This window comes from Verrucomicrobiia bacterium, from assembly GCA_035629175.1.
GTDB lineage: Bacteria > Verrucomicrobiota > Verrucomicrobiia > Limisphaerales > DASXHY01 > DASXHY01.
Genome location: DASPIL010000040.1, coordinates 65,780 through 89,649 on the forward strand (window position 1 = coordinate 65,780; position 23,870 = coordinate 89,649).

At 58.0% G+C, this 23,870-nt stretch carries 18 protein-coding genes; 7 read left to right on the forward strand and 11 right to left on the reverse strand.

Annotation, left to right across the window (positions count from 1 at the left end; all coding sequences use genetic code 11):
• Nucleotides 1-32: 32 nt before the first annotated feature.
• The 7 genes from rplD to rpsP all read right to left on the reverse strand — a co-directional run bounded on the left by rplD (nt 33) and on the right by rpsP (nt 3,542).
• Entirely contained in the window at nt 33-659 is a 627-nt protein-coding gene (gene rplD, locus VEH04_06610) for a 50S ribosomal protein L4 (GenBank protein ID HYG22438.1), read from the reverse strand.
• Between the two features lie 13 nt (nt 660-672).
• Nucleotides 673-1,380, reverse strand: coding sequence for a 50S ribosomal protein L3 (gene rplC, locus VEH04_06615; protein ID HYG22439.1), 708 nt, complete (start codon nt 1,378-1,380; stop codon nt 673-675).
• 6 nt (nt 1,381-1,386) lie between these two features.
• Nucleotides 1,387-1,695: a 30S ribosomal protein S10 gene (rpsJ, locus tag VEH04_06620; GenBank protein ID HYG22440.1), complete on the reverse strand. Its 309-nt coding sequence runs from the start codon at nt 1,693-1,695 to the stop codon at nt 1,387-1,389.
• 229 nt (nt 1,696-1,924) lie between these two features.
• On the reverse strand, nt 1,925-2,305 hold the full coding sequence (rplS, locus tag VEH04_06625; protein HYG22441.1) for a 50S ribosomal protein L19: 381 nt from the start codon (nt 2,303-2,305) through the stop codon (nt 1,925-1,927).
• A 32-nt stretch (nt 2,306-2,337) separates the two neighbouring features.
• Nucleotides 2,338-3,009, reverse strand: coding sequence for a tRNA (guanosine(37)-N1)-methyltransferase TrmD (gene trmD, locus VEH04_06630; GenBank protein HYG22442.1), 672 nt, complete (start codon nt 3,007-3,009; stop codon nt 2,338-2,340).
• 32 nt (nt 3,010-3,041) lie between these two features.
• Nucleotides 3,042-3,281, reverse strand: coding sequence for a KH domain-containing protein (locus tag VEH04_06635; protein HYG22443.1), 240 nt, complete (start codon nt 3,279-3,281; stop codon nt 3,042-3,044).
• A 12-nt stretch (nt 3,282-3,293) separates the two neighbouring features.
• Nucleotides 3,294-3,542, reverse strand: a complete 249-nt coding sequence (rpsP, locus tag VEH04_06640) for a 30S ribosomal protein S16 (protein ID HYG22444.1) — start codon at nt 3,540-3,542, stop codon at nt 3,294-3,296.
• A gap of 183 nt (nt 3,543-3,725) precedes the next feature.
• On the opposite strand from rpsP, the gene VEH04_06645 reads away from it, so the two are divergent.
• Nucleotides 3,726-5,072, forward strand: coding sequence for a DNA methyltransferase (locus tag VEH04_06645; protein ID HYG22445.1), 1,347 nt, complete (start codon nt 3,726-3,728; stop codon nt 5,070-5,072).
• 7 nt (nt 5,073-5,079) lie between these two features.
• Here the strand turns inward: VEH04_06645 and VEH04_06650 are convergent, their stop codons facing one another.
• A complete protein-coding gene (locus VEH04_06650) occupies nt 5,080-5,703 on the reverse strand; it encodes a hypothetical protein (protein HYG22446.1) in 624 nt (207 codons plus the stop codon).
• Nucleotides 5,704-5,869: 166 nt separating this feature from the next.
• Here VEH04_06650 and VEH04_06655 point away from each other — a divergent pair, with 166 nt between their 5' ends.
• Entirely contained in the window at nt 5,870-9,076 is a 3,207-nt protein-coding gene (locus VEH04_06655; protein HYG22447.1) for a family 78 glycoside hydrolase catalytic domain, read from the forward strand.
• A 14-nt stretch (nt 9,077-9,090) separates the two neighbouring features.
• Here the strand turns inward: VEH04_06655 and VEH04_06660 are convergent, their stop codons facing one another.
• Nucleotides 9,091-10,587: a mechanosensitive ion channel family protein gene (locus VEH04_06660; GenBank protein ID HYG22448.1), complete on the reverse strand. Its 1,497-nt coding sequence runs from the start codon at nt 10,585-10,587 to the stop codon at nt 9,091-9,093.
• Between the two features lie 129 nt (nt 10,588-10,716).
• Nucleotides 10,717-11,541 carry a hypothetical protein gene (locus VEH04_06665; protein ID HYG22449.1) on the reverse strand — a complete coding sequence of 275 codons (825 nt, stop codon included), beginning with the start codon at nt 11,539-11,541 and terminating at the stop codon, nt 10,717-10,719.
• Between the two features lie 221 nt (nt 11,542-11,762).
• Here VEH04_06665 and VEH04_06670 point away from each other — a divergent pair, with 221 nt between their 5' ends.
• Nucleotides 11,763-12,548, forward strand: coding sequence for a TlpA disulfide reductase family protein (locus VEH04_06670; GenBank protein HYG22450.1), 786 nt, complete (start codon nt 11,763-11,765; stop codon nt 12,546-12,548).
• Nucleotides 12,549-12,623: 75 nt separating this feature from the next.
• Here the strand turns inward: VEH04_06670 and VEH04_06675 are convergent, their stop codons facing one another.
• On the reverse strand, nt 12,624-16,970 hold the full coding sequence (locus tag VEH04_06675; protein HYG22451.1) for an autotransporter-associated beta strand repeat-containing protein: 4,347 nt from the start codon (nt 16,968-16,970) through the stop codon (nt 12,624-12,626).
• Between the two features lie 190 nt (nt 16,971-17,160).
• Between VEH04_06675 and VEH04_06680 the strand changes: the two genes are divergently transcribed.
• The 4 genes from VEH04_06680 to VEH04_06695 all read left to right on the forward strand — a co-directional run bounded on the left by VEH04_06680 (nt 17,161) and on the right by VEH04_06695 (nt 23,853).
• On the forward strand, nt 17,161-20,016 hold the full coding sequence (locus VEH04_06680; protein HYG22452.1) for a DNRLRE domain-containing protein: 2,856 nt from the start codon (nt 17,161-17,163) through the stop codon (nt 20,014-20,016).
• A gap of 90 nt (nt 20,017-20,106) precedes the next feature.
• Entirely contained in the window at nt 20,107-20,913 is an 807-nt protein-coding gene (locus VEH04_06685; GenBank protein HYG22453.1) for a DUF1559 domain-containing protein, read from the forward strand.
• A 58-nt stretch (nt 20,914-20,971) separates the two neighbouring features.
• On the forward strand, nt 20,972-23,224 hold the full coding sequence (locus VEH04_06690) for a histidine kinase (GenBank protein HYG22454.1): 2,253 nt from the start codon (nt 20,972-20,974) through the stop codon (nt 23,222-23,224).
• Nucleotides 23,221-23,853, forward strand: coding sequence for a response regulator transcription factor (locus VEH04_06695; GenBank protein HYG22455.1), 633 nt, complete (start codon nt 23,221-23,223; stop codon nt 23,851-23,853). Before VEH04_06690 ends, VEH04_06695 begins: the two co-directional genes overlap by 4 nt.
• Nucleotides 23,854-23,870: the final 17 nt, after the last annotated feature.

Below are 23,870 nucleotides of genomic sequence, written 5' to 3' on the forward strand. Positions count from 1 at the left end.
CGCTTCTGGCTTTTGGCTTACCGATTCGCCGTTCATTCCTTGTTCAAACGCGCGCCGACTTTTTCGAACGCAGATTTGGTGAACACCAGCTTGTCGGGCCGCAGAACGTCGTACGTATTCAGCGTGTCGCTGGTCGTTACCGAAACAAACGAGATATTCCGTGACGCGAGTGACAGGTTCTTGTCCTCGCCGTGCGCAACAACCAGCGTGGTGCCGTCAAGTTGCAGCGCGTTCAACACATTGATGAATTCCTTGGTCTTGGCGGAACCGAGCTTCAGGTCGTCCACGATCACCACATCTCCCGCCTTCAAGCGCTCACTCAGAGCCTTTCGCAGGGCTAGCTGTTTCGTCTTCGCGTTCACTTTCTTCGAGAAGTCGCGGGGTTTGGGTCCGAACACCACGCCACCGCCACGCCAAAGCGGAGATGCGAATGAACCGGCGCGCGCGCGGCCGGTGCCCTTCTGACGCCACGGCTTCTTACCGGTCCCGGCCACTTCACCCATGGTCTTCGTCGATGCCGTTCCGCTGCGCTGCGCCGCCTGATAAGCGACAACCGCGTCGTGAACCGCCTGCGTGCCACGGCCGTCTTCGATCAGCTGGAAGTTTACCTCCAGCTCGCCCTGGCTTTGTCCTTTGATGTCTTTAACTGTAATCTTCATGGCAACGCCTCAGTTACTTCTTCTTGTCGGCAGCGGATTTCTTTGTGTCTTTCTTGCCGACGGCTGCCACCGCTGGCTTCCAACCCTTCGGGCGCTTCTTTGATTCGCGAATGATGACGTAATCGCCTTCAGCTCCGGGAATCGAGCCTTTGATCAATATCAGGTTCTCAGCTTCGCGGACTTGCACCACCTCGAGATTCTGCGTGGTGCGCTGCACCTGGCCCAGGTGACCGGGCATCTTCATGCCCCTCATGACGGTTCCGGGAAACAGGCGCTGGCCGATGGCGCCGGAGCGGCGATGCCACCCTTTTGCGCCGTGCGTTGAATCACCCCCGCGGAATCCGTGGCGGGCGACAACACCTTCAAAACCGCGGCCCTTGGTGACGCCGATCGCGTCAATGTAATCGCCCGGGGCGAACAGGTTTGGTCCAAGCACATCGCCCGCTTTAACTTCCTTGGAGAAGTTGCGGAATTCCTTGATGCGCTTCACAGCAACGCCGTTGTGCTTCTTGATGTGGCCGATAAGCGGCTTGGCAAGGCGTTGTTCCTTCTGGTCATCAAAGCCGAGCTGCACGGCGTTATAGCCGTCCTTGCTCGCCTGTGTTTTGACCTGAAGCACGCGGTTCGGCCCTGCGAGCACGACGGTGACGGGAATCAACACACCGTTTGCGTCATAAACGCGGGTGTGGCCGAGTTTCTTTCCTAAAAGTCCAATTGGCATAACAGCTCAGATCTTAATGGTGATGTCCACACCGGCCGGCAGGTTGAGCTTCTTCAGCTCGTCCACGGTCTTCGCGGTCGGCTCGATGATATCGATGAGCCGTTTATGGGTGCGTTGTTCGAAAGTTTCCTGCGACTTCTTGTCAGAGTGCGGAGAGCGTTGAACTGTGAAGCGTTCGACGCGTGTGGGAAGCGGGATCGGTCCTGCGACGCGGGCGCCTGTGCGCTTTACCGTGTCCGCGATGTCGCGGGCGGATTGGTCAATGACACGATGGTCAAAGGCCTTAAGGCGAATACGAATACGTTGTCCAGCCATACAAAGAACAATTGTCTGTTAATGGTTAAGTCCGCCTCAGGTTCCGAAGCGGGCGTGAAATATAGCAATGAGCTTTTTCAGTGCAATACGTTTTTCGAAGAATTTTGTGGAACTATCCGAAGCGCATGTTTTCACCTGTCAGCGCCGTTGCTGACGGGCACGCGCGTCCCGGTTCAAAGAAAAAGAGCGAAGCCGCAGCCTCGCTCTTGCGCTTGAATCCAAAAAGAAATCAGGCCTTTGCTGCCGCTGGTTGCGCTTTCGCGGTCTTTTCCTTCACCAGCGTTGCACCCTTGCCTAGCCGCTTGCGCAGATAAGTAAGCTTCGCGCGGCGCACGGATCCTTGCCGCTCGACATCAATCTTGTCGACGCGCGGCGAATGCAGCGGAAACACGCGCTCCACTCCTTCGCCATAGCTGATGCGGCGAACAGTGAAAGTCTCGTTAAGGCCGCGACCGCGCTTGCCAATCACCACGCCCGAGAAAATCTGAATGCGCTCCTTGTCACCTTCCACGACCTTCGTGTGAACGCGAACGGAATCGCCCACTTCAAACTTCGCATCATCCTTGCGAAACTGTTCTGATTCGATTTTTTCTTGTAATGCCTGATTCATAAAGTCACTCGTTTCATTTCTGGCCGCTGCATTCAGCTGCCCGTTAAATCCGGTCTGCGCGTCTTTGTACGTGTCGCCGCCTGCTCGGCCCGCCACTTCGCGATTTCCGCGTGATTTCCCGATAGGAGCACGTCTGGAACTCTCATGCCGCGGAACTCTGCCGGCCGCGTCCACTGCGGATACTCCAGCAACCCGTGGCTGAACGATTCGTCTTTTGAACTATCCGCATCGCCCAACGCTCCCGGGAGCAACCGCGTCACCGCATCAATCACGACCATCGCCGGCAGTGCTCCATTCGTCAGCACATAATCGCCGATCGATAACTCGTCGTCCGCGAGCTCCTCGCGAATGCGTTCATCAAATCCCTCATAATGGCCCGTAACAATCAGCAGATCGTCGAGCAGAGCCATCTCCCGTGCGATTGCCTGCGTGAACGGGCGGCCGGATGGCGACATTAAAATCACCCGCGTTTCCTGCCGCGCAATCGCTTCCACCGCTTCAAAAATCGGTTCGGGCTTTAACAGCATCCCAGGCCCGCCGCCAAACGGGCGATCGTCCACGGTCTTATGCCGGTCGTGCGTGAAATCCCGCAACTGGTGAATCGTCAGGTCCAGCAACCCGGCTTCCCGCGCACGCCTGACAATGCTTTCATCAAGCGGCCCGGCGAACATCGCCGGAAACAGAGTCAGGACATCAATTTTCACAGGGCATCCGCTCGAAGCGCGAGCGGCGAAACCTACGCCCGGTCTTCCACAATTTCCAACGTGCAGCGCACCCCGTTTTTCGCGCTTCCCGCCAGCAGTAACGAACGGATCGCATTGATCGTCATGCCCTGCCGGCCAATGATTTTGCCAACGTCTTTTGGATCCAGCCGCAGCTCATAAATCGTAGTGCCCTCCTTCTCCACCGGAGTCACCGTCACCGCGTCCGGGTTCTGCACGAGCCCCCTGACGATGTATTCGAGAAAGGCTTGCATTCCCCGGCAGGGTTAAGCTGCAGGTTTGCCAGCCTTCTTGATGAAGCTCGCGACGGTGTCGCTCGGCTGCGCGCCCTTGCTGATCCAGTAATTGGCGCGGTCCATGTTCAAAGTGAAATTGTCACCCTGCTTCAACGGGTGATAAACGCCGATTTCCTCGATGAATTTGCCATCGCGGGGACTCCGGCTGTCGGCCACGACAATGCGGAACACCGGAGTGTTCTTCGCGCCGATGCGCTTCATGCGAATTTTAACTGACATAAAATATACTGGTTTTCCGGAACAAACGGCTGCTGCCGCCAAGCCTATCAGGCATTTCCAAAAAGGAGCGAGGAGCCTAGTCCCGGCCACAAGGCATTGCAAGTCCTCATTTGATTCTCACTTCTATCAAAATTCCTTGCATCCCCGAGCCCCGCCGTTTGTTATGCACGGGTGTCGCCCCCATTGCAGTCGAACCCACAATTTTCATCGAGCGCCAACCTCGAACTGAATCTTGGCCTGGATGCTCTACCCCCACGGAAGATCCAGGAACGCTCCGCCCCAGTCGTCACCACCGAAATGCCGGGCCAGAGCCTGGCAGACCAACTCGCGCGCTTTTGCGAGTTTGGAGAGGCGACGCGCACCCTCGTGACTTCAATTGAAACGGAATCCCGAAAGCATCATGTTCCCACTTTCGTCAACGAGTTCTGGACCGCGCGCCAGCGACAGGCCAATTCATTGCATGAAATCTCCTATCGTGCCTGCTTCAAACCACAATTGCCGAGATTTTTCATCGCGCGGCTGACTCAGCCTGGCGACGCGGTCTATGATCCTTTCATGGGCCGCGGCACCACGCCTGTCGAGGCCGCATTGCTGGGGCGAATCCCCTCCGGCAATGATATCAACCCACTCTCGGTGCTGATGACTGCGCCGCGATTGCGTCCGCCCACTCTTTCCGATATCGCGAAACGGGTCAGCGAAATTGATTTGTCTGATGCGGGTGAAATGCCTGAGGAACTCCTCGTGTTCTACCATCCAGACACGCTTAGAGGGATCAGCGCTTTGCGAAAATACTTCAAACAGCAACGCGCCAGCGGAGGATTCGATTCGATCGACGCTTGGTTGGAGATGGTTTCGCTCAACCGACTGACGGGCCACTCCCCGGGATTCTTTTCCGTTTACACGCTGCCGCCTAACCAGGCCGTTTCAGTAAAATCGCAGTTGAAGATCAACGCAAAGCGGAACCAGGTTCCGCCACCGCGGGACGTGACAGCCATCCTACTGAAAAAGTCGAAACAGCTGCTGAGCGATTGCACGCCAGAAGTACGTCGGATGCTTTCGTCAGTGGCGGATTCAGCGCGTCTGCTGACTTCGCCAGCCGCCGCCACACGGGATCTCGCCTCCGAATCCATCACGCTTGTTGTCACTTCGCCCCCGTTCCTGGATATCGTTCAGTATGCCACCGACAACTGGCTGCGCTGCTGGTTTGCAGATATCGATCCCGATAATGTCTCGATTACAACCCCAAAAAAAATCGGCGTTTGGCAGGCAGCGATGACGGACGTTTTTCGGGAGTTGCAACGGGTCTTGAAGCCCGGCGGCCACGTGGCATTTGAAGTCGGCGAAGTGCACGGCGGCGCAACGCGGCTCGAGGAAGCGGTCCTGCCGTGCGGACTTGCCGCAGGACTGGAACCGTTGCTCATCATGATCAACGACCAGCAGTTTACAAAGACTGCGAACTGCTGGGGCGTGGACAATATGTCCAAGGGAACCAACACGAACCGGATCGTGGTATTTAGAAAGCGAAGCTGACGCGCGCTCACGTTGCCGGAGCACGGATCGCCTCCCCGTTTCTCCCTCGGTTGAGAGAGGGTCGCGGCTCGGATCTGAAGTTGATCTTTACCCCGAAATTCCCACGCGGCCGCCACCCAAAGTACGAATCGAATTTCGGGCGGTTGTATGCCACAAATGGCAGCCAGATGAACCGGTGCCTCGCGGCGGAGAAGTGCCAGCCGCCGTTTGGATTCCGATGGCCCCGGGGGTAACGGCCGCTGCGCTCATGATGTTTGTCCGCGATTCCGATCACGTAGAACGTGAAGTTGTGAAATGGATTTCGCATCGCCCATTTGAATTCCCTTCCGCCCTCGCCGGGTCGGTACCACGCGGGCGGAGCCGGATCATCGATATTCTTCAACCACCACACCGGATTGAATTTTTGCCACGTGCAAATGTCGTGCTCACGGCGCGGCTTGATTTCAACGGTATGCCATTGCCCGGCCATCGGGTGTGCGTTGGTGCGGGGCAAATTCGCCGCTGCGCCTGGCGTGCCTGGAGAATGTCTCACAACAGTCCCGCACCCCGTTGTAAACACAAGGATAGCGAGGAAGACAATGCTGCCGAACACGGCGATCACACAACGCGCGAAACCTTTCATGAATGACATTCCATTGCGGGTTCAGGCATGCAAGCTTGCACCTATTTGAAACAAGTCCATCGCGAAACTTCCCGAACCACTCCGGCCGGTTATCAACTGTATGCACATTGCTCTAACGGCCAAAGCATCTGCAGGAACTGCTTGTTCCCTTGAATGATTCTGTTCTTCTATGCGCATGCATTCACCGATCCGTCTGGGCGGCTGGCTTTGCTTCTTTCTGCTTCTCGTCTCAACCCTTGACGCTGCTGTTCGGCTGGAACAACTCCGATGCGAACACGCCGAGAATCCGATCGGCATCGGCATTCGCGAACCCCGCCTTTCATGGAAACTCCGGTCCTCGCGCCGCGGCGAAGTTCAAACAGCTTACGAAATTCGCGCAGCGGATTCTGTCGATGCCTTGCAGCGGGACGCCGCATTGTTGTGGACCTCCGGCCAAGTTATCTCGGACCAATCTGTCCTCGTTCCGTGGCGCGGCCCCATGCTCAAATCCCGCGACCGCGTGTTTTGGAAGGTCCGCGTGTGGGACAAGAACAATCGGCCGACCGCCTGGAGCGACGCTGCCTATTTTGAGCTCGGCCTTCTCGAACCAAAAAGCGAATGGCACGCGCACTGGATCACTTCCGAGATTCCTCGACATGACATTCTCGGGACCCTCATGACCAGCGCTTCGTGGATCAGCGGAGGATCAACAGCATCCCAATCGGCCTCCGCGCGATTGTCGCTTGTTCTCCCGCAGGGGGCAGTCGTCCGGCGCGCGAGCATTGACGCAGCAGGCGACGGACTGCTGACGATCTTCGCGAACGGAAATGCCACACGCCAGGGCAGCAGCAGCCGCACAGCGCCATTGCATGCGGATGTTGGAGAACAGTTGCGTCCCGGAACGAACATCATAGGCATTGGGTCAGCCGCGGTCCGCGGCGCAGTTCGACGCAATCTACAGGGACCAGGCCGGAATGCCATCGCGGCGCGGGGGGTTGTTGAACTGGAGGACGGCAGCCAGATCGAGTTCAACACGGGCCAAACGCTGGAAGGCATGGGCCAGTCGTGGCGAGCGGCGATCAATCCCCCGACGAACTGGTTCGCGCCCGGATTTGATGATTCAGAATGGGCGCCGGCAATCGTGCATGGAACGTATGCGGCCAATCCCTCGCAATTCGTTGATCACACGATCGGGCCTGCCCGCTACTTCCGAAAGGATTTCCAGGCGAATCGCCAGCCCGCGCGAGCACGGCTGTACGCAGCGGCGCTTGGCACCTATGACGTTTCAATCAACGGAAGGCGTGTTCACGACTCGCTGCTGAATCCCGGTTGGACTGACTACAAGCAACGCGTGATGATGCAGACTTACGATGTAACTCGTTTTATCTCTCGTGGCAGCAATGCAATCGGGGCGGTTCTGACCGATGGCTGGTACGCTGGCCGCGTCGGGTGGATGGGCTTGGCCCAATACGGATCGCGTCCGGCCTTTGCCGCGCAACTGGAACTGACGTACTCCGACGGTTCTACAGAAGTGATCGCAACGGATGCCTCGTGGAAAGCCGGCGCTGGACAAATCGCCGGCTCGGACATGCAGTGGGGCGAGACGATTGACGCGCGCCTTGCGCAGCCTGGTTGGGATGAGCCGCTGTTCAACGGTCATTCGTGGGCCCGTGCGGAGGTGGAAAAACACGATATCCCATTGTCCCCTCAAGTCGGTCCGCCTGTTCGGCGCGTGATGGAACTCGCCCCTAGAGAAATCAAGCGGCGAGGCGACAGGTGGATCGTGGATTTCGGGCAGAATCTCGTCGGGTTTGTTCGCCTTACAACCCACGGCCCCGCCGGCACGACCATCGTGCTACGCCATGGCGAAATGCTCGACGCTGATGGCGGGCTCTACGTCGAAAATCTGCGCCCTGCACTTTCCACTGACACGTTCATCCTCAATGGCAAGTCAGGGCGCGAAACATTTGAGCCTCGCTTCACGTTTCATGGCTTTCGATACGTTGAAATCACCGGCTTTCCTGGCAGGCGCCTATCCTCCGATGCCATTCGCGCCGTCGCCGTGAGTTCCGACACACCTTTCAATGGCCGCTGGGAAAGTTCCGATCCGAATCTCAACCGGCTTTATCAGAACATCGTCTGGAGCCAGCGCGGCAACTTCCTGAGTGTTCCGACCGATTGTCCGCAACGAGATGAGCGGATGGGTTGGACCGGCGACGCGCTGGTGTTCGCTTCGACCGCGGCCCGGAACGCTGATGTGGCTGGATTTTTCAGCAAATGGCTGATTGACGTTGCGGATGCCCAGGGTTCCCGCGGCGAAATTCCGACGGTGATTCCCCGCGCGAACCAGAACAATTCGTGGGCAGTGTGGGGCGACGCGGGCGTCATCGTCCCATGGGTGATGTATCAGTCGTATGGGGACACTGCATTTCTTGCAAACCATTATACCAACATGGTGCGATGGGTTGAATTCAGTCGTGAAAGTTCAAGCGATCTCATCCGCAGCGGTGGCGTGGGAGACCACCTTGCGCCGCAGCGAACACCCGTCGACGTCGTGGCAACGGCATTCTTCGCGAACTCCGCCTCCATCGCGGCGCGAACGGCCTCGATCTTGGGAAAACCTGACGACGCCGCTCGATATGAAACCTTGCATCGAGACATCGTTGCCGCATTCAATCGCGCTTTTGTTTCGTCGAACGGAATTGTCCGGGGCGATAGCCAGACCGCCTACATTCTCGCGCTGCAATTTAACCTTCTGCCCGAACACCTGCGTGCCGATGCGGCAGCCCGCCTGGCGCGGAACATCGAAACCAGCGGCCATTTGACAACGGGCTTTGTGGGGGTCGGCTTGATCTGTCCGGTGCTAACGCAGATTGGCCGGCCCGATCTGGCATGGCGGCTGGTTCTGAATGATACATATCCGTCATGGCTCTTTTCCGTGAAGAACGGCGCCACGACAATTTGGGAACGCTGGGACGGCTGGACGCCGGAACGCGGGTTTCAGGATTCGTCGATGAATTCCTTCAATCACTACTCGTTCGGAGCAGTCGGCGAATGGTTGTTCTCCAGCGGGGCTGGGATCCATCGGGACGACAACCAGCCCGGTTACCGGCATTTCTTCCTGCGCCCACAATTCACCCCCCGACTTCGGTATATCAAAGCCGCACAGGAGACGCCGTATGGAACCATCTCATCGCACTGGCGGATCAGAGGGAACCAAATCGACTACGATGTCACAGTCCCGCCGAATTCTTCCGCAACGTTTGAGCTGCCTTTGGAAGCCGGCCGCGTTCGGGAATCCGGAAAACCTTTGCGATCACAAACAGCGGGCACCCGAGTCCGCCTTGAGGCGGGAAAGTATCGATTCTCCTTTCCCGCAGCGGATCTGATGGGAAGCGAGTGACATCGCCCGCTCCCTCACATCTGGAAGAACTTGCGAAGACGATCAACGAATGTTTCCCGATAGGCGGCATGTGTGGCGTGGAGCACATGGGTCTCGGTCTGTTTTGCGATGATGCCCTCGTTCTCCATCTGACGCTGGGCTAGCAGTTCGCTCAGCTTGTGCAGGAGCTCGGGATTTGACTTGAGGCTCTTTGCGACCACTGCCTTGCTGATTTCCACGACTTCGCAATCCTTCGTTGCGACAACCGTGGCGCTGCGCCTTTCACCTGTCAGTAATGACATTTCCCCAAAGCAATCCCCTGACGAGAGGGACGCCACTTGAGTCTGAAACTCATTCCGTTCCACCATGACGTTTGCCTGGCCTTCGACGAGGATGAACATCGACTGGCCTTCGTCGCCCTGTTCAATCAACTTTTCGCCCTGTCCGAAATGCACGATGCGGCCGCGCGGCAGCAATGCATCAAGTTCCTCATCTGACAGGCACTTGAACAGTTGCTGCTGGCGCAGAATGCCGCGCGCGGCCGTCTGCATTTCCAGCTCGCGCGATCTTGACGGGCGTTCAATCCTTACGGTCCGCACGGGAAGGGCGATCTTTATCCCGTGCCTCTGCAACCCATACCAAACGTTCGTATGCACTGCATCGCGCACGTCGTTGTACAAGGCGTTATCATTGATCCAGAACTGGATCTCATACTCAGCGTAATATTCGCGGTAGTCCTTCAGGAACGTTCGTATGCGCGGCTCCGGCAGCACCCCCTTGGCATTCGCAGTGGCGTGGTGAAGCACTTCCTTCACTCGCGACGGCGGAGCGCCATAATCGATCGGAACCGAGATGCGGAGTGAATGCAACGAATCCGGGTAGTGATAATTCACGATCGTTTGCCTCACCAGCTCACGGTTCGGAATGTCGAGATAAACGGCGTCGCGCGTTCGAAGCCGTGTTGCGCGCCAGTTGATTTCCATCACTTGCGCGCGGTGCTCGTTCACCTGCAGCCAGTCACCCGCCTTGAACGGCTGCTCAAAATGAATGGCAAAGCCAGCAATGATGTTCCCGAGCAAGTCCTGGAGTGCAAGGCCGAGGATGATCGCGACAATTCCCGAACCTGCGAGCAAGCCGGGGATCTTCACATCGTAGAGCACCCGCAGGACAACCAGGATTGCGACCATGAAAATCGCGAGGGCGGTGGCGTCGCTCACGAGCTTCGGCACCCGTGTTTCCCGGCGCTGGCTGAAGCGAACCTCCCACACGTAGCGCTTGACCAGCGCATTGATGAAGAACGGCACCGTCAGGACGACAACCGCCAGAATTTCGCGCCGCGAAGTCCAATGAACATCCAGCAACGCCGCGGGAATCCAAATCGCAAGCGCGAGACTGAAGACGTGATACATCCACCCCAAGTCGACGCGATGGACCCGTTTAAGACGGCGGCCCAGCAGGACGAGGAGGCAGTACAGGCCGGGAACGGAAAGCAGCAGCAGGACGTTTTTCGAGACTTCGCTGAGTTCGGCCATTGCGCAGAAGCCTAATGAAGGCCCGCCGCAACCTCAACCTCACGCTTGTGGCAGTTCAGCGACCTTCTTGCATTCAGACCGAACGCCCGGGCCCGGTTTCCGAAACCGATACCCGGGCGCGCAATCGGGTCACGATCCCAGCGTCATTGTTTCATTTCGAACTCGCATTGAACCGGCAGCGACCACTCCCAACAGGGCGCAACCAGCCACCTCGAATGGCAGTGAATCAGGAACCGTGCTTGGAGCTTGCGCAGCAGCCACGTGCGGAATGAGTGAGAAGTCATCAATGGCCAGGCCGTGGTCGCCATTCAAGTCGTCTCGTTCGATCCAGCGCACCCACAGCGTGTCTCCGGATTCCCACGTCAGGCCGGTTAATTCTCCGCCGACATTGGGAACCTTGCCGATCGCGTTTCCATCCACCGCAGACGCGGCCCCGCCGAACACGGGCGACATCCAATCGAAGGAGCCGCCCGGAGCCATCCAGGAACTGACCGTTTCAAATGTTTGCCCGAAGCCATATTCAAAATTCATGGCTTGCGGCACGAGCGCTCCACCATTCCGCCATTGTTCGCCATTCCAATTGAGCGTGACGGATGTAAACGTTGAGGGACTCGCATTTTGAAATGACGCCGCAATCCATCCCCAAAAGCTTCCCGAGCCGATCGAACCCAGCGCTCTATCCGAAGTTTCCCGGGTGCTGAAGCTGTAAAAAGTGCCCGTACTGCTGGTGCCTGGCGTCGAATTGTAGAGTGTGGCTGGCGCGAGCGTTTGTTTGAAGAGATGCCAGCCAGGGATCGTAGTGTTGTTCACCCAGGTTTGTCCCGGCCCAAACTCCGCCAGAGTGTCGAAGTTCTGTGTGTAGACAACCTCTGCGTCGGTGAGTGGAACTCCGTGCAGGTGAATTGCAGTCGATGTGATGTGGATGGTGAGCAGAAGCACGAATGTGCGTTTCATATATTTCCCTTTGATTCCCTTGTTGTTTGTTTCAGGCGGCTGTCCCTGCTGCGCTTGCCGCAGCGTTGAGGTAACCCTTGCCCCCGAACCGCACGAACCCAACCAGAAGCGCCGAACGGGGTCAATGAAATATTATTCACAATTTCCCGCAACAGCAGCGTCCAGATTTCAGCCGCACAGAATCGCTTGAGCACCTTGCCAACTGGGTTTATGTGATAGCCATGATCAGCCCAACCCGGTTCCTTCGTCGCACCTGCGCGCCTGCCATCATCCTTTGTTGCATCTGTGGGATTGCAGAATTGAGAGCGGCGGACGAATCCTTCGGCTCGCGACTGGAATCGGTGATGAAGATCCGGCGTTCCGAAGTTGTGGACTGGCTAAAGTTCGAGAAAGAAGTTGCCGCGCTGCAGAAGGATTTTCCGTCCGAGGCTGCTGGCTACGATCCGTCTCTCTCGTTGATTAACCACTACCAGCCTGTCGATCCCGCAAAAGCGCGACAACTTGCGGAAGCGTTGATCCAAAGCCCGGCGCCCGAAGCATTCCGCGTGCGCGCCCAAGGCGTCCTCAACCGAATGAGCCTTCTAGGAAAACCGGTGCAAATGCGTTTCACGGCATTGGATGGAAGCGAGGTCGACCTGGCAAAGCTCACGGGCAAGGTGGTGTTGATCGATTTCTGGGCGACCTGGTGCCGGCCCTGCATCGTGGATCTGCCGAAGGTCAAAGCTGCCTATGAGAAGTTCCACGCGGCTGGATTCGAGATCATCGGCGTGAGTTGCGACGAAAATCAACAGGCGTTGGACAGATTCTTAAAACGCCAGGAAATCACGTGGCCGCAATATTTCGATGGCCAGCGCCAGGCCGGCAATCGATTGGCCAGGGAGTTCGGAATCATCGGCGTTCCGCACATGCTTCTATTGGATCGCAACGGACACCTGCGTTTCGACAACGTGAAAGCCGGCGCCGCGGAATTCCAAATACGCATTCAGGAACTGCTGCGGGAAAAATAATACACGTTCAAACATGGATCGCCGCGGAGTGTCTCGTCATCGACACTCCGCAGCTGTTAATCCAACGATAGGTGATCAGGGCAGTTCGATCAGGAAGAACCGGCGTGGCATCTGAGGCGAGAGCGAATTCGTAAACGAGAAGGTGCCGTTCGCCGAGAACGTGTTGGTTGCCATTCTGATCCAGTCCGCGCGCGGGGTTGCCAGGTTTGTCGAAGCCAGCACGTGATAGGTTCCCGACGGAACGCCATTCGATCCGTTGAACACGAGGCTGCCTCCCTGCAAAAAGGTGCCGCTGATTTGCGGCAACGCGGAAGAACCAACGGCCAGCGTGCCCGATACTGCAAGGTTTGACGTCACCCAAACCAAACCTGGGCCAGGTATCGCAGGGGTGATGCTGCTGAAGGAACCCGAGTAGCTCGCAGCATCGAACAACTTGAAGCTGCTGCCCGACGCGAGCGTTCCCGGAACAATGAGATTGAGGGTTCCTCCGTACGTAATGGTTGTATTGGAACGCAGCACGTCATTTGTTCCCGATGCTTCGTCCAAATCCATTTCAACCGCTCCCGAAAGCGTGACTGAATTGCTGATCGTCAAAGCGCCGATCCCATCCAATCCTGGTGATACCATGGAGCCTGCGTTCGCAACCACATGTCCATTGAGCACGCCGTTCCCGCGGAGAACCTGGCCGTTGGCGACCGTGAAGGTGGAATCCACACGCCCCGTCAACGTCAATGTGGCCCCGGCCGCAAGCGTTACGACCGGACTGGTGGTCAGGGCGGCAGTCCCATTCAATCGCAGGGCGCCGCTGTTGACGCGGGTTTCACCTGTGAAAGTGTTTTCGCCGAACAGGATCATGGGTGAGTTGCCAGCCTTCGTGATGCCGCCGTCACCTGTGATGTTTCCCGAAACCGCAAGGGCAGTTCCACCGACATTGAAGAGCGCTGTTCCGTGAACTTCCACGGGTCCGTCGAGGGTAGTGTTGGCGCCCGTGCCATTATTAACCGTGTTGTTGATGCCATTGCCGTTCAGCACGAATTGCTTGTTCCAGACGACAGCGCCATTTGCGAAAGCCAGAGTCGCTCCGTCCATAACAGTCAACGTCTTGGACGAATCTCCCATCGTCGAGGTCAGGCCGGAAAACTCGAGCGTTCCCTGGAGGACCTCGATATCGCCGAGAGCTGGATCAATCGCGGTTTGGGCGAGGTTGATCTGGCTTGCGCCCGTCTTCGTGAGCTTGTAAGGGTTTCCCGCCGTACTGAGCGCCGCAGCGCCGCCGCCGTTGTTGATGGCCCAAAGGCCGCTGCCGCCAAACACGGTGTCACCCGCCAGAATGACCTGCCGCACCGCCTGCGCCTGGGCCGTGCTGTTATTGACCAGCGCGCCCTGGCCATCCGCTCCCGCGCCGGAAACGGTGATCACTTCACCACCCAGATTGCGGCCGTTCAAATCGAGAGTGGCTCCATCATGGACCGTTGTTCCTCCAGCTGCGGTTCCAAGCGCGGTGTCGGTTTCGGTGCGCAACACGCCGCCTTCAATCTCAACAAGTCCCGTGAAATTATTCGCTCCGCCGAGCGACAGCGTGCTGGTGTTCTGTTTGAAAATGGCTGTCGCGCCGCTGATTCTTCCGGGCCCGCCGATCGTGAAGAAGTTCGCTGCCGAATCATTGGTGATCGCTACCGGTGCAACGCTGAGTCCTTCGGCGATGCTGATCACGGTGTTCACGCCTGGCGTATCGTCGAAGAGCACCGCGTCGCCCGCAAAGAATGCCGATGCCTGGTTGTTGCCCAGGTTCAACCAGTTAGCCGTGAGCACATCCCACGTGCCGCCCGCCTGCGAGTTCCACTTCAACACCGTTCCACCATCGCCGGTCACATTCAGGTACACCGATCCGGGATTGGAGTAATCCAGCGCAACGGGGATGTGCGTTCCCGTGACCACTGGATTAAACGAGCCGGAACGCGTCCCTGTGTAGGTGAACAGCAGGTAACTGGCACCATTGGCGGGCGCGCCATTGAAGTTGACACGAATAACGTTGTTGTTGGCAGTGAGGTTGCCGACGACGTCCACGGAGTCGTTAGCCGCAGGGTCAGAGGGATTCGAGGCACTCAGGTCAAAGGTCGCGGTTGCGCCACTTTGAAGAACCAGGCCGCCATGGGCCTTGAACGATCCTCGAGCGTTGGCGTTTCCAGGAGCAAGTTCACCCGCAACCGTGGTCAATCCGTTTACAACGCCGCTGCCGGAAAGAACCGTTCCCGTTGCAGCTGTCACGGACCCGCCACCAGCGGTGGATTGGTCGAGTTGCAGCGTCCCCCCATTCACAACTGTCGCGCCGCTGTAATCGTTTGCCCCCGAAAGCACGAGCGTGCCGCTGCCATTCTTCGTCAATGTCCCTGTCCCTGTAATGGCACTGCTCAAGGCGAGGTTTCCACTGCGGTTGATAATCAGGGAAGAATTGTTCGTTATGCTCAGGGCACTGAGACCGCCATCGACGTCGCCGAGGCCGAGCTGCAACGTGCCGGCAAGAATCGAAACGACACCGAAATGATCAACGCCCTGGTTCGCGAGCACAAGAGTGCCGGAACCGCGCTTCATCAACGATCCGGCGGCTGCAATATTACCGGGCCCTGTGAAGGTATAAGTCGTCGAGATATTGCTGACATTGATGCTGCCCGGCGAGAGCGCTTCGGCCAGCACGACATCGGGCTGCAGCCCCAAGTCATTAAACGTGACAGCCGCTCCCGCGAAGAACGCAGACGCGCTGCCCTGATACAGCCAGTTCGGAGTTGCGGAATCCCATGTTGCATCGGCCGCACCCGTCCACCGCATGGAGAGGTCCACGACCGGACCAGAGTTCAACTGCAGCGTGACGAGACCGTTGCCAGCGTCCAGCAGTACCCCGCTGTAAGCCGGACTCGCGGCGGGAAGTGTGCCGAGAACAAAATTGCCACTGACGCCGGATTGATAGGCGATGAGCGTAAACGTGGCGGGATAAGAAGCAATCGGGGGCACGGCGAGAACATTGATCACATTCTGGCTGCCGCCCGCATTGAAGTTCTGAACTGCGACGGCGGCGCCCCCATTCGAGGCAGGAAGTTCAAGCGTCGCATCGCTCACGCTCATTGTGCGGATCGGCGTCGTGAGCGAGCCCGCCGTGTTCGAAACAACCAGTGTGCCGCCGGGGTTCACGTTGATGACACTGTTGCCCCCGCCAGCCACAATCGCATTCGCCGCCGCCACGCCGCCATTGATGTTCAGGGTCCCGTTGACAGCACCGGTGCCGCCATTGGTACGCGCGAGCCGAAGCGTGTTGTTGACGACGAGCCGTGCGGCTTGGGGAAAAACGAAATTGTTGTCGACATTCACGACAGCCGTCACCCCTCCATTGGCGCCTGTTGCAATTCCAAAACCGATCTCCATCGTGTTTGCGTCGACAATGCCGGCGCCGAAAGTGAGCGTTCCAGAACAGGTTCCTGACGACGGCCCGGGGTTGCCGATGGCGATGTTGATCAGATCCGCAGCAATATCGATCGTGCCTGCGGAAAAATCAGCGATGCACACGGTATTGTTGCCGCTGTTCGCGGCCCCGTTGTAGCCGAAATCGATGATACTGGAACGGCTCTCACCATCGGCGTTTCGAATTTTCAGCGAAGGTGCGGTGAAGGCGGCGTTAAAGTTCAGATTTGCATTTCCCTTCTGCCCGCCAAGGCGCATGACGTCGCCATTCAGGATCGTCTCCTGGCCAAACGTCAGAACTGATGCCGTGCCGCCGTTCGCGTTGGAGCCTGAGTCCTGCACCATGACCTGAGGCGATCCGCCGGAAAGCGTGATGTGATTCGTGCGGGCGAGGATCAGAGTACCGGTCGGGCGATTCACCGCAGCTCCTGCCGTCGCCTGGCCAACCAGGAGCCGGCCGATCGCAGCGTTGAAGTTGTCCAGGTTCGACAAATCCAGCGTTGCCCGATGCGCGCCAGCCGTGGAGTGACCCTGCCGGACCACGAGGTCGCCGCTGCCGGACAGCGACAAAGTTCCAGTGCCTTCAATCGTAACGGGTGTCAGCGTTCCAGAGGTGATAGCCGCACTGGTGCTTCCGACATACAACACATCTCCTGCGTTGCCGCGGTTGACAGAGAGAATTTCGCCTGCGTCGATCGTCGTGGTGTGAGTTTCCTGATTGTCCTGTCCGTAGAGCAGCGAGTTAACCGTCCGTGCTGTGTCAACGACGTTGGGTGTTCCTGTTCCTATGTTCATCAATCGAACGTCGTCCGGCGGTTCAGGTGCGAGCAGAGTATCCCAATTCGCGTTGGCGGACCAGTTGCCGCCAGCGGCGTTCCATGTTGTGGTGGCCGCATTAAGCGGAGGAATGGCCAACCACACGACAAGCAGGGCTGCAATAATTCGGAAGGACAGTTGGGAATGTTTCATATGTTGTTCAACCGGGCTGTTGAAGGAGTGTCGCAAGTCTAGTAAAGCTGATTGGCCGACTCATCCCTCTTTCGAGGGGTGCGTTGCGAGCATCCCCCATAGGAGGGATGCCTGTCGAAGCGGGAAGTGATTTCATGTCGTGATGCAGAATGAATCCCAGCAACAGCAACGTCCCGACCATCCCAGTCCGATGAGACGAAGCCGCCAGCTTGCCTGCCGATTCATTTTCATCTTCTGCCTTCTAGTCCACGCGAGCTCAAGCCATGCGTGGCGCAGTGTGTTGTATCCGGCGGATTGGAGCGCTCCAGATAATGTCCTGCGCTTCGAGACCAACAAGATGATCCAGGATTTCTCCTATGCCGGATTTCGAGCGGGAACTGAACCGTTGCCGGAAATTGGCGGGCCGATTTTTGACGTCACGGCCGCGCCGTTTCTGGCGGATAAGACCGGAAAAACGAATGTCACCGCCGCGATCCAAACAGCCATTGATGCGGCACAGGCATCCGGCGGGGGAGTTGTGTGGCTTCCGGCTGGTGTGTATGCAGTCAGCCCGCAGGGCCCGAACACTTACGCGCTGCGCATCAACTCATCCAACATCGTTCTCCGAGGCGCCGGCACGACGGAAACATTTGTTCTCAACACCGCCACGAACATGCGGGGAAAAAGCATCCTGCTGATCAACGGCCCCTCGGGCGCCGGATTCTATGCGACAGGAAATCCGCCCGTGCCCCTCTCACGCGATCTCCTCGGCCCAACCACGATGATTCCAATGGCCAGCACGGCGGGATTCGCGGCAGGACAATGGATCACCTTGCGCGCGGATGCGACGGACGATTGGGTGACGGAACACAGTGAAACATCCTGGCTTGGCTATGCGAATAGCCTGCGCGGGATCGCTTACTTTCGACAGATCATCGCAGTGGACCACAAGAATTCCACACTGACGCTGAACGTGCCGACTCGTTACTATCTGAAGACCCGCGACAACGCGAGAGTGACGCGCCTTAATTCGGGTCCGATCACAGGGACCGGCCTGGAGAACTTCTCCATCGGTAATGTTCAGCATGCGGGCATCGGGTGGAACGAAAGTGATTACACAATTCCCGGGACTGCGGGGCACGACGTTCACGACTCGTTTGCGATTCGTTTGGTGCGCGCGCGGGATTCGTGGATTCGAAATGTCTCAACATTCCAGCCCCCCGGCAACACAGCCACATGCCACCTGCTTAGCAATGGGATCCTCATCAACGATTGCACACAGGTTACGCTCACGAACTGTCATTTGCAGCGATCGCAATACGGCGGAGGCGGCGGAAACGGCTACATGTTCCGACTCAGCAATTCGAGCGAGATTCTGCTCCAGGATTGTCGCGCCACGTTCACACGGCACGGATTTGTCCTGTCGCAAATGGCTGCAACTGGAAACGTATTCAACCGATGCATCGACAAGGATACCGGGCATCAGACCGGCCTCACAGGGTCACAGGCCACGTCGGGCCGCAACAGCGATCACCACATGCATTTCAGTCATGCCAACCTGATCGATGCCTGCACAGGTGATTCGAGCGTCTGGGAGGCGCGCTATCGCCCCTACGGCAGCGCTCCACTGCATAATCTCACGGCAGCACACAGCGTGTTCTGGAACACACGCGGCATCGGAAGTGGCGCAGCCCACGTCGTGCAGTCGGAACAGAGCCGTTACGGCTATGTGATTGGCACCCAAGGCTCACGCACCGGGGTCTCGCTCGGCACGTTCGGCGGCAGCAAATGTTTTCCAGTGGATCACGTGGAAGGCGCTGGAACAGGCGAAACTCTCGAGCCTTATTCCTTATATCAGGATCAGGTCGCCCGCCGATTGACCGGGCCCCGCGCGTCCCTTGGCGAACCGCGAATCCTCGGCTTTCCAACCAACAGCCTGATTCTGCCGCTAACGGTTTCGATGGGGGGAACCAACGTGAACGCTGCGGATTTGGATGTCCATTGGCGTGTGGTGGCCGCGGACGGAACTGTTTTATTCTCGAATGTGAATTCCCCCGCGCCGCAAGTTACGTTTTCCGCCCGAGGAACGAATGATCTCGAGGCCACTGTAAGCGCAAACGGATTCAGCAGTTCCGCGCGAATCCGTGTGATCCTGCTTCCGGCCGAAACCGAACGGTCGGCGTCGTATTCTCCGGAAGCCGACGCTTACGTGCGCGACGGCGCCTTTGCCGATGACAACTTCGGCTCAGAACCAACACTCCACCTCAAACAGCATTCCACACCGGGATTCAACCGGTGCAGCTTCCTGAACTTTCGAATTCCGCGTACGGAATATGACCGCGCTGTCCTGGAACTCGCGGCGCGGACAGCGCCGCCAACTGAAGGACTCAGACTTGCGCTGCATTCAGTGACCAATACATGGCTGGAGGATTCAATCACGTGGAACAACCAGCCTGTCATAGGCGATGTCCTCGCTGATTGGGCAGCTGCCGAGAACAGCCTGGAACGGATCGATGTGTCGGCATCTGCGCAGCCTGATCCCGAGGGCTTCCTGGCATTTCGCTTCGGACTTCTGATTTCCTCCGCGCCATCCGACACGGTTTATTCCTTTGCGTCAAGAGAGTCGGCTGACCTCCCAGGTCCCCGGCTCGAATTGATTTGGACCAATGCGGCATTCTCCTATCTCGATTGGACGAACCACCTGGAAGGCGCAGGCACTCCAGCAGAGAATCCCGATGCAGATGCGTGGACGAACGCGGCTGAGTATCTGTTTGGCCTCAATCCATTTGTACCTGATCCGCCTTCTGTTTTGGGCCTGGAGGCTACAGCGATGGGTCTCGTATTAACGTATCCACAACGGAGGCGCTGGCCGCCCGGGAGCTTTTACGTGATCGAAACAGCTTCCTCACTGCACGCTCCATGGTTGCCGGCCGAAGGTGTGCAATTCAACCTTCTCGAAGCTCTCGACGATACCGTCCGAGTTGCCGCGATCATACCTCGCGCGGACGAATCGCAGCGTTTCTATCGCTTCAGCGTAATTCTTCGATTCAACAACAACCAGCTGTGAACTCGATCGCTTCGACTGATCGTTGTTAGCTCTCCCCCGAAAGAGGGATGCCGCCGTTTCGGCGTTTGCTAAGGTCGTGACATCACTCTTATGAGAATCGCGACCCCGCCGATTATCGTCATCCGATCCAAGTTCCGACACGCCTTGTGGCGGGCGTTCACCCTGATTGAACTCCTCGTCGTGATTGCAATCATCGCAATCCTCGCGGCAATGCTGTTGCCGGCGCTGGCGACAGCCAAGGAAAAGGCGAAGCGCACCAACTGCATCAGCAACCTGAAGCAGATCGGGCTGGGAATTCAGATGTACGCTGACGAGCATCGCAACCAATTGCCGCGAAGGTTATCCAGCGATCCGGGAACAGGTTCAGCTGTGTGGGACCTCACGCATAACATGGCCGATCAGTTGGCGGCTTCCGGGGCGCAGCGGAAAATTGTTTATTGTCCCGGCGGCTTCACGACGGTTCGCGATGCGGACTTCTGGTGGAACTATTCCAACGGTTCCCGCGTGACGAGTTACCAATGGCTGATCAGCCGCGACGGAACGCAAACTTATGGGACGTCGTTTGGCCCTCCCCCGTCGAATCCAGCGCTTGGCGCGCGCAAGGGGTTCCTGACGCGGCTTGGAAACGTCTACACCAATTTCTATACGGTTGCCGAAACCGAATTGGTGACGGATGTCGTCGTATCGGAAGGCGCGGGCACGCGAAAGGACAAGTTCGTGAGCGTCTTGACAGTCAATCCCACGGAACTGCCACGCGGCTACAACAGCAGCCACATGGCTGGACGAATGCCCGCGGGAGGCAACATCCTGTTCATGGACCAACACGTCGAATGGCGGCAATTCCGCGACATGAATTCCTGGTGCCGGTGGACCCAGAACCGGTGGAGTTGGTTCTGAATGCGGCTTTGAAGCTTGGCAAGAGCGGTTTGTTGCAACACTGTGACCTCCTCAGTCCATGATCCCAGGTGCAACAACTTCCGCGCGAACGAAGCAGCCCCTTTTCCGTTCCGTCATTTCTGTACTCGCGCTCGCCTGGTTTTTCCTCGCCTCTTCATCCACAGCCCCTGCCGAAACCCTCACCAACGCCGCCCAGGTTCTGTCGCTCGACGCTGCCGCGGCGGCGCAGAAAATTCCAGTTCGGATCACGGGAGTCGTAACCGCCGCGGAGCCAACCTGGAATGGCAAATTCTTCGTGCAGGATGAAACCAGCGGCGTGTTTGTCGGCAATCGCATCGTTCCCGCGCCGCAGCCGGGTGACGTGGTGGAAGTCACCGGCGTGACCCATCCTGGCTCCTATGCGCCCATTGTAACGAGCCCGAAATGGAAGCCTCGCGGCAATGCGCCGCTGCCTGAGGCCCGCCGCGTTCCCATCGAACGCGTCATGGCTGGCGCTGAAGATGGTCAGCGCGTTGAAATCGAGGGGATCGTCCGATCTGTCATTCCTGGAAAAACCCACCTCGATGTTTATCTGGCGTCTGGGGGCTACCGTTTGCATGTCTATCCCAAGGCGTCGGCAGCACTCAATTCACAGCCCTTGATTGGCGCGAGAGTCCGGGTGCGCGGAACCGCCGCAGCCTCTTTCAATGCAACCCTGCGCCACATGCTTTCGGTCGTGCTCTTTATTCCGCAGGAGTCCGATTTCATCGTGGAGGAAGTCGAAGCTGTTGACCCGTTCGACGAAGATATCCTCCCGCTGAAGAGCGTCGCTCAGTATCGCCGAAACGTTGCTCCCGGCCAAAGGATGCACGTGAAGGGGGTCGTCACCTTCCAGCGGCCGGGCGAGGATCTCTTCATTGAGGATGGCACCGCGGGATTGCACGTCCGCAGCCGCCAACCGCAGAATTTTGAAATCGGGGATGTGGTTGAAATCGCGGGCTTCGCCGATTTTGATCACTTCCTGCCTGTCCTGGAGGATGCGGTTTTCCGGCTGACCGGCGATCCGCATGCGCCCGCCGAGCCGAAGTCGGTGACAATGGCGGAGATCCAGGCCGGCCTGCATCATGCCGATCTCATTCGGCTGACGGCAAAACTGCTGGATCGGAGCACACGCCATGGCAGGCCGCGCGGAAATGGACGGCATTGGTCGCGCACCGTCCTCATGCTGCAGCACGAGGATCAGGTGTTCACAGCCGAAGCGGAATCGCCAGACAGCGAAAATCCCCTGATGGGAATTCCACTGGGAAGCGCCGTCGAGGTCACGGGGATTTGCTTCACGGAAAATGGGGAAGACAAGAAGCTGCAATCGCTGCAACTGTTGCTTCCCAGTCCCGAGAGCTTCCGGATTGTTGAGAAGCCGAACTGGTTGACGCCTCAGCGAATGCTGATTGGGGTGAGTCTGCTCCTCGTTGTCTTGATCGGAGCCGTCGGATGGTCATTGATGGTATCGAAGCGCAACGCCGTGCTGAGGCAATTGGTTCGCGACAGGGAGTCGGCGCAGGACGCACTCCAGCAGGCTCACGACCTGTTGGAGGAGCGCGTAAAGGAACGCACCGCCCAATTGAAGTTCCAGATCACCGCGCGCAAGGAATCCGAACTGCAATATAAAGCCGTGCTGTCGGAGCGCACGCGGCTCGCGCAGGAATTGCATGACACCTTGGAACAATCCCTGACCGGAATCGCCCTGCAGCTCGATACCACAGCCAAATTGTTTGAACAAAAACCGCAGGTGGCAAACCGCCACCTCGAGCTCGCGAGGGATCTCCTCTCCCAAAGCCAGGTGGACATCCGCCGTTCAGTCTGGGATCTGAGATCGCGTGCGCTGGAAGAATTTGATCTTTCCGGCGCGCTGATTACGAGCGCGCGGCAATTGACTGATGGAACATCGATCCATTTTGAAGTGTGCGCCAAGGGACGCGTTCGGCCGCTCCCGGAAACGATCGAGGACAACCTGCTTCGAATTGCTCAGGAAGCCATGACCAACATCATCAAGCACGCCCAGGCGTCCAACGCCGAGATCGAACTCGATTACGGTCCGCGCACCGTGGGAATGCGGATTCGCGATAACGGGCGCGGTTTCCTGCAAGAAGAATGCGCGGGGCCGGCTGAAGGACATTTTGGACTTCTCGGCATTCGCGAACGCGTGAAGCGGCTCGGAGGGGAATTGAACATCGAAAGCGCACCCGGCGCTGGCACGCTGCTGTCCGTCCAAGTTGCCGTCAGCCCCGATGTGACAGTGGAGGACGCTCTCATCGCCCCGCTCGCCTCATGAACGATAAGCCCGGAATCAAGGTGCTGGTCGCTGACGACCACTTTGTTGTTCGCATGGGGCTGATCGCTCTTGTGAATACGGAACCGGATATGCAGGTGGTGGGCGAGGCTGCCGACGGAAAGCAGGCAATCGAAATGTTCAACCGGCTGCGGCCAGATCTCGTCCTGATGGACCTGCGGATGCCCGTGAAGGACGGCATTGCAGCCACACGTGAAATCCGCGAGAAGTTTCCTGACGCGCGTGTTCTAATGCTCACCACATTTGACGGAGACACCGACATTCATCGCGCGATCGAGGCTGGTGCGCGCGGTTACGTGTTGAAGAACACAACGGGCGACAAGCTGATTCCGGCGTTGCGGGCTGTGGCATCCGGGCAGAAATGGATTCCACGCGAGATTGCCACGCGCCTGGCTTCACGGAACCTCTTCGAGGAACTTACCCCGAGGGAAGTGCAGGTCCTCCAGCAAATGGCGAAAGGCCTGGCCAACAAGGAAATCGGCGAGGTGCTGCGGATCAGCGAACATACGGTCAAAGATCACCTGAAGAATATCCTCGGAAAAATGCGCGTTGCAGATCGCACCGAAGCGGTCACGGCCGCGTTGCAACGCGGGATCATCCAGCTTGGATAACGTCCCATTTCGGCGTC

What these genes read in the sequence shown, in the direction of transcription:
- rpsJ (HYG22440.1), bottom strand. Translation starts at nt 1,695, where the DNA reads ATGGCTGGACAACGTATTCGTATTCGCCTTAAGGCCTTTGACCATCGT.
- rplC (HYG22439.1), bottom strand. Translation starts at nt 1,380, where the DNA reads ATGCCAATTGGACTTTTAGGAAAGAAACTCGGCCACACCCGCGTTTAT.
- VEH04_06635 (HYG22443.1), bottom strand. Translation starts at nt 3,281, where the DNA reads ATGCAAGCCTTTCTCGAATACATCGTCAGGGGGCTCGTGCAGAACCCG.
- VEH04_06675 (HYG22451.1), bottom strand. Translation starts at nt 16,970, where the DNA reads ATGAAACATTCCCAACTGTCCTTCCGAATTATTGCAGCCCTGCTTGTC.
- VEH04_06660 (HYG22448.1), bottom strand. Translation starts at nt 10,587, where the DNA reads ATGGCCGAACTCAGCGAAGTCTCGAAAAACGTCCTGCTGCTGCTTTCC.
- rpsP (HYG22444.1), bottom strand. Translation starts at nt 3,542, where the DNA reads ATGTCAGTTAAAATTCGCATGAAGCGCATCGGCGCGAAGAACACTCCG.
- rplD (HYG22438.1), bottom strand. Translation starts at nt 659, where the DNA reads ATGAAGATTACAGTTAAAGACATCAAAGGACAAAGCCAGGGCGAGCTG.
- VEH04_06685 (HYG22453.1), top strand. Translation starts at nt 20,107, where the DNA reads ATGAGAATCGCGACCCCGCCGATTATCGTCATCCGATCCAAGTTCCGA.
- VEH04_06690 (HYG22454.1), top strand. Translation starts at nt 20,972, where the DNA reads ATGATCCCAGGTGCAACAACTTCCGCGCGAACGAAGCAGCCCCTTTTC.
- VEH04_06695 (HYG22455.1), top strand. Translation starts at nt 23,221, where the DNA reads ATGAACGATAAGCCCGGAATCAAGGTGCTGGTCGCTGACGACCACTTT.
- VEH04_06680 (HYG22452.1), top strand. Translation starts at nt 17,161, where the DNA reads ATGAGACGAAGCCGCCAGCTTGCCTGCCGATTCATTTTCATCTTCTGC.
- VEH04_06650 (HYG22446.1), bottom strand. Translation starts at nt 5,703, where the DNA reads ATGTCATTCATGAAAGGTTTCGCGCGTTGTGTGATCGCCGTGTTCGGC.
- VEH04_06665 (HYG22449.1), bottom strand. Translation starts at nt 11,541, where the DNA reads ATGAAACGCACATTCGTGCTTCTGCTCACCATCCACATCACATCGACT.
- VEH04_06655 (HYG22447.1), top strand. Translation starts at nt 5,870, where the DNA reads ATGCATTCACCGATCCGTCTGGGCGGCTGGCTTTGCTTCTTTCTGCTT.
- VEH04_06670 (HYG22450.1), top strand. Translation starts at nt 11,763, where the DNA reads ATGATCAGCCCAACCCGGTTCCTTCGTCGCACCTGCGCGCCTGCCATC.
- rplS (HYG22441.1), bottom strand. Translation starts at nt 2,305, where the DNA reads ATGAATCAGGCATTACAAGAAAAAATCGAATCAGAACAGTTTCGCAAG.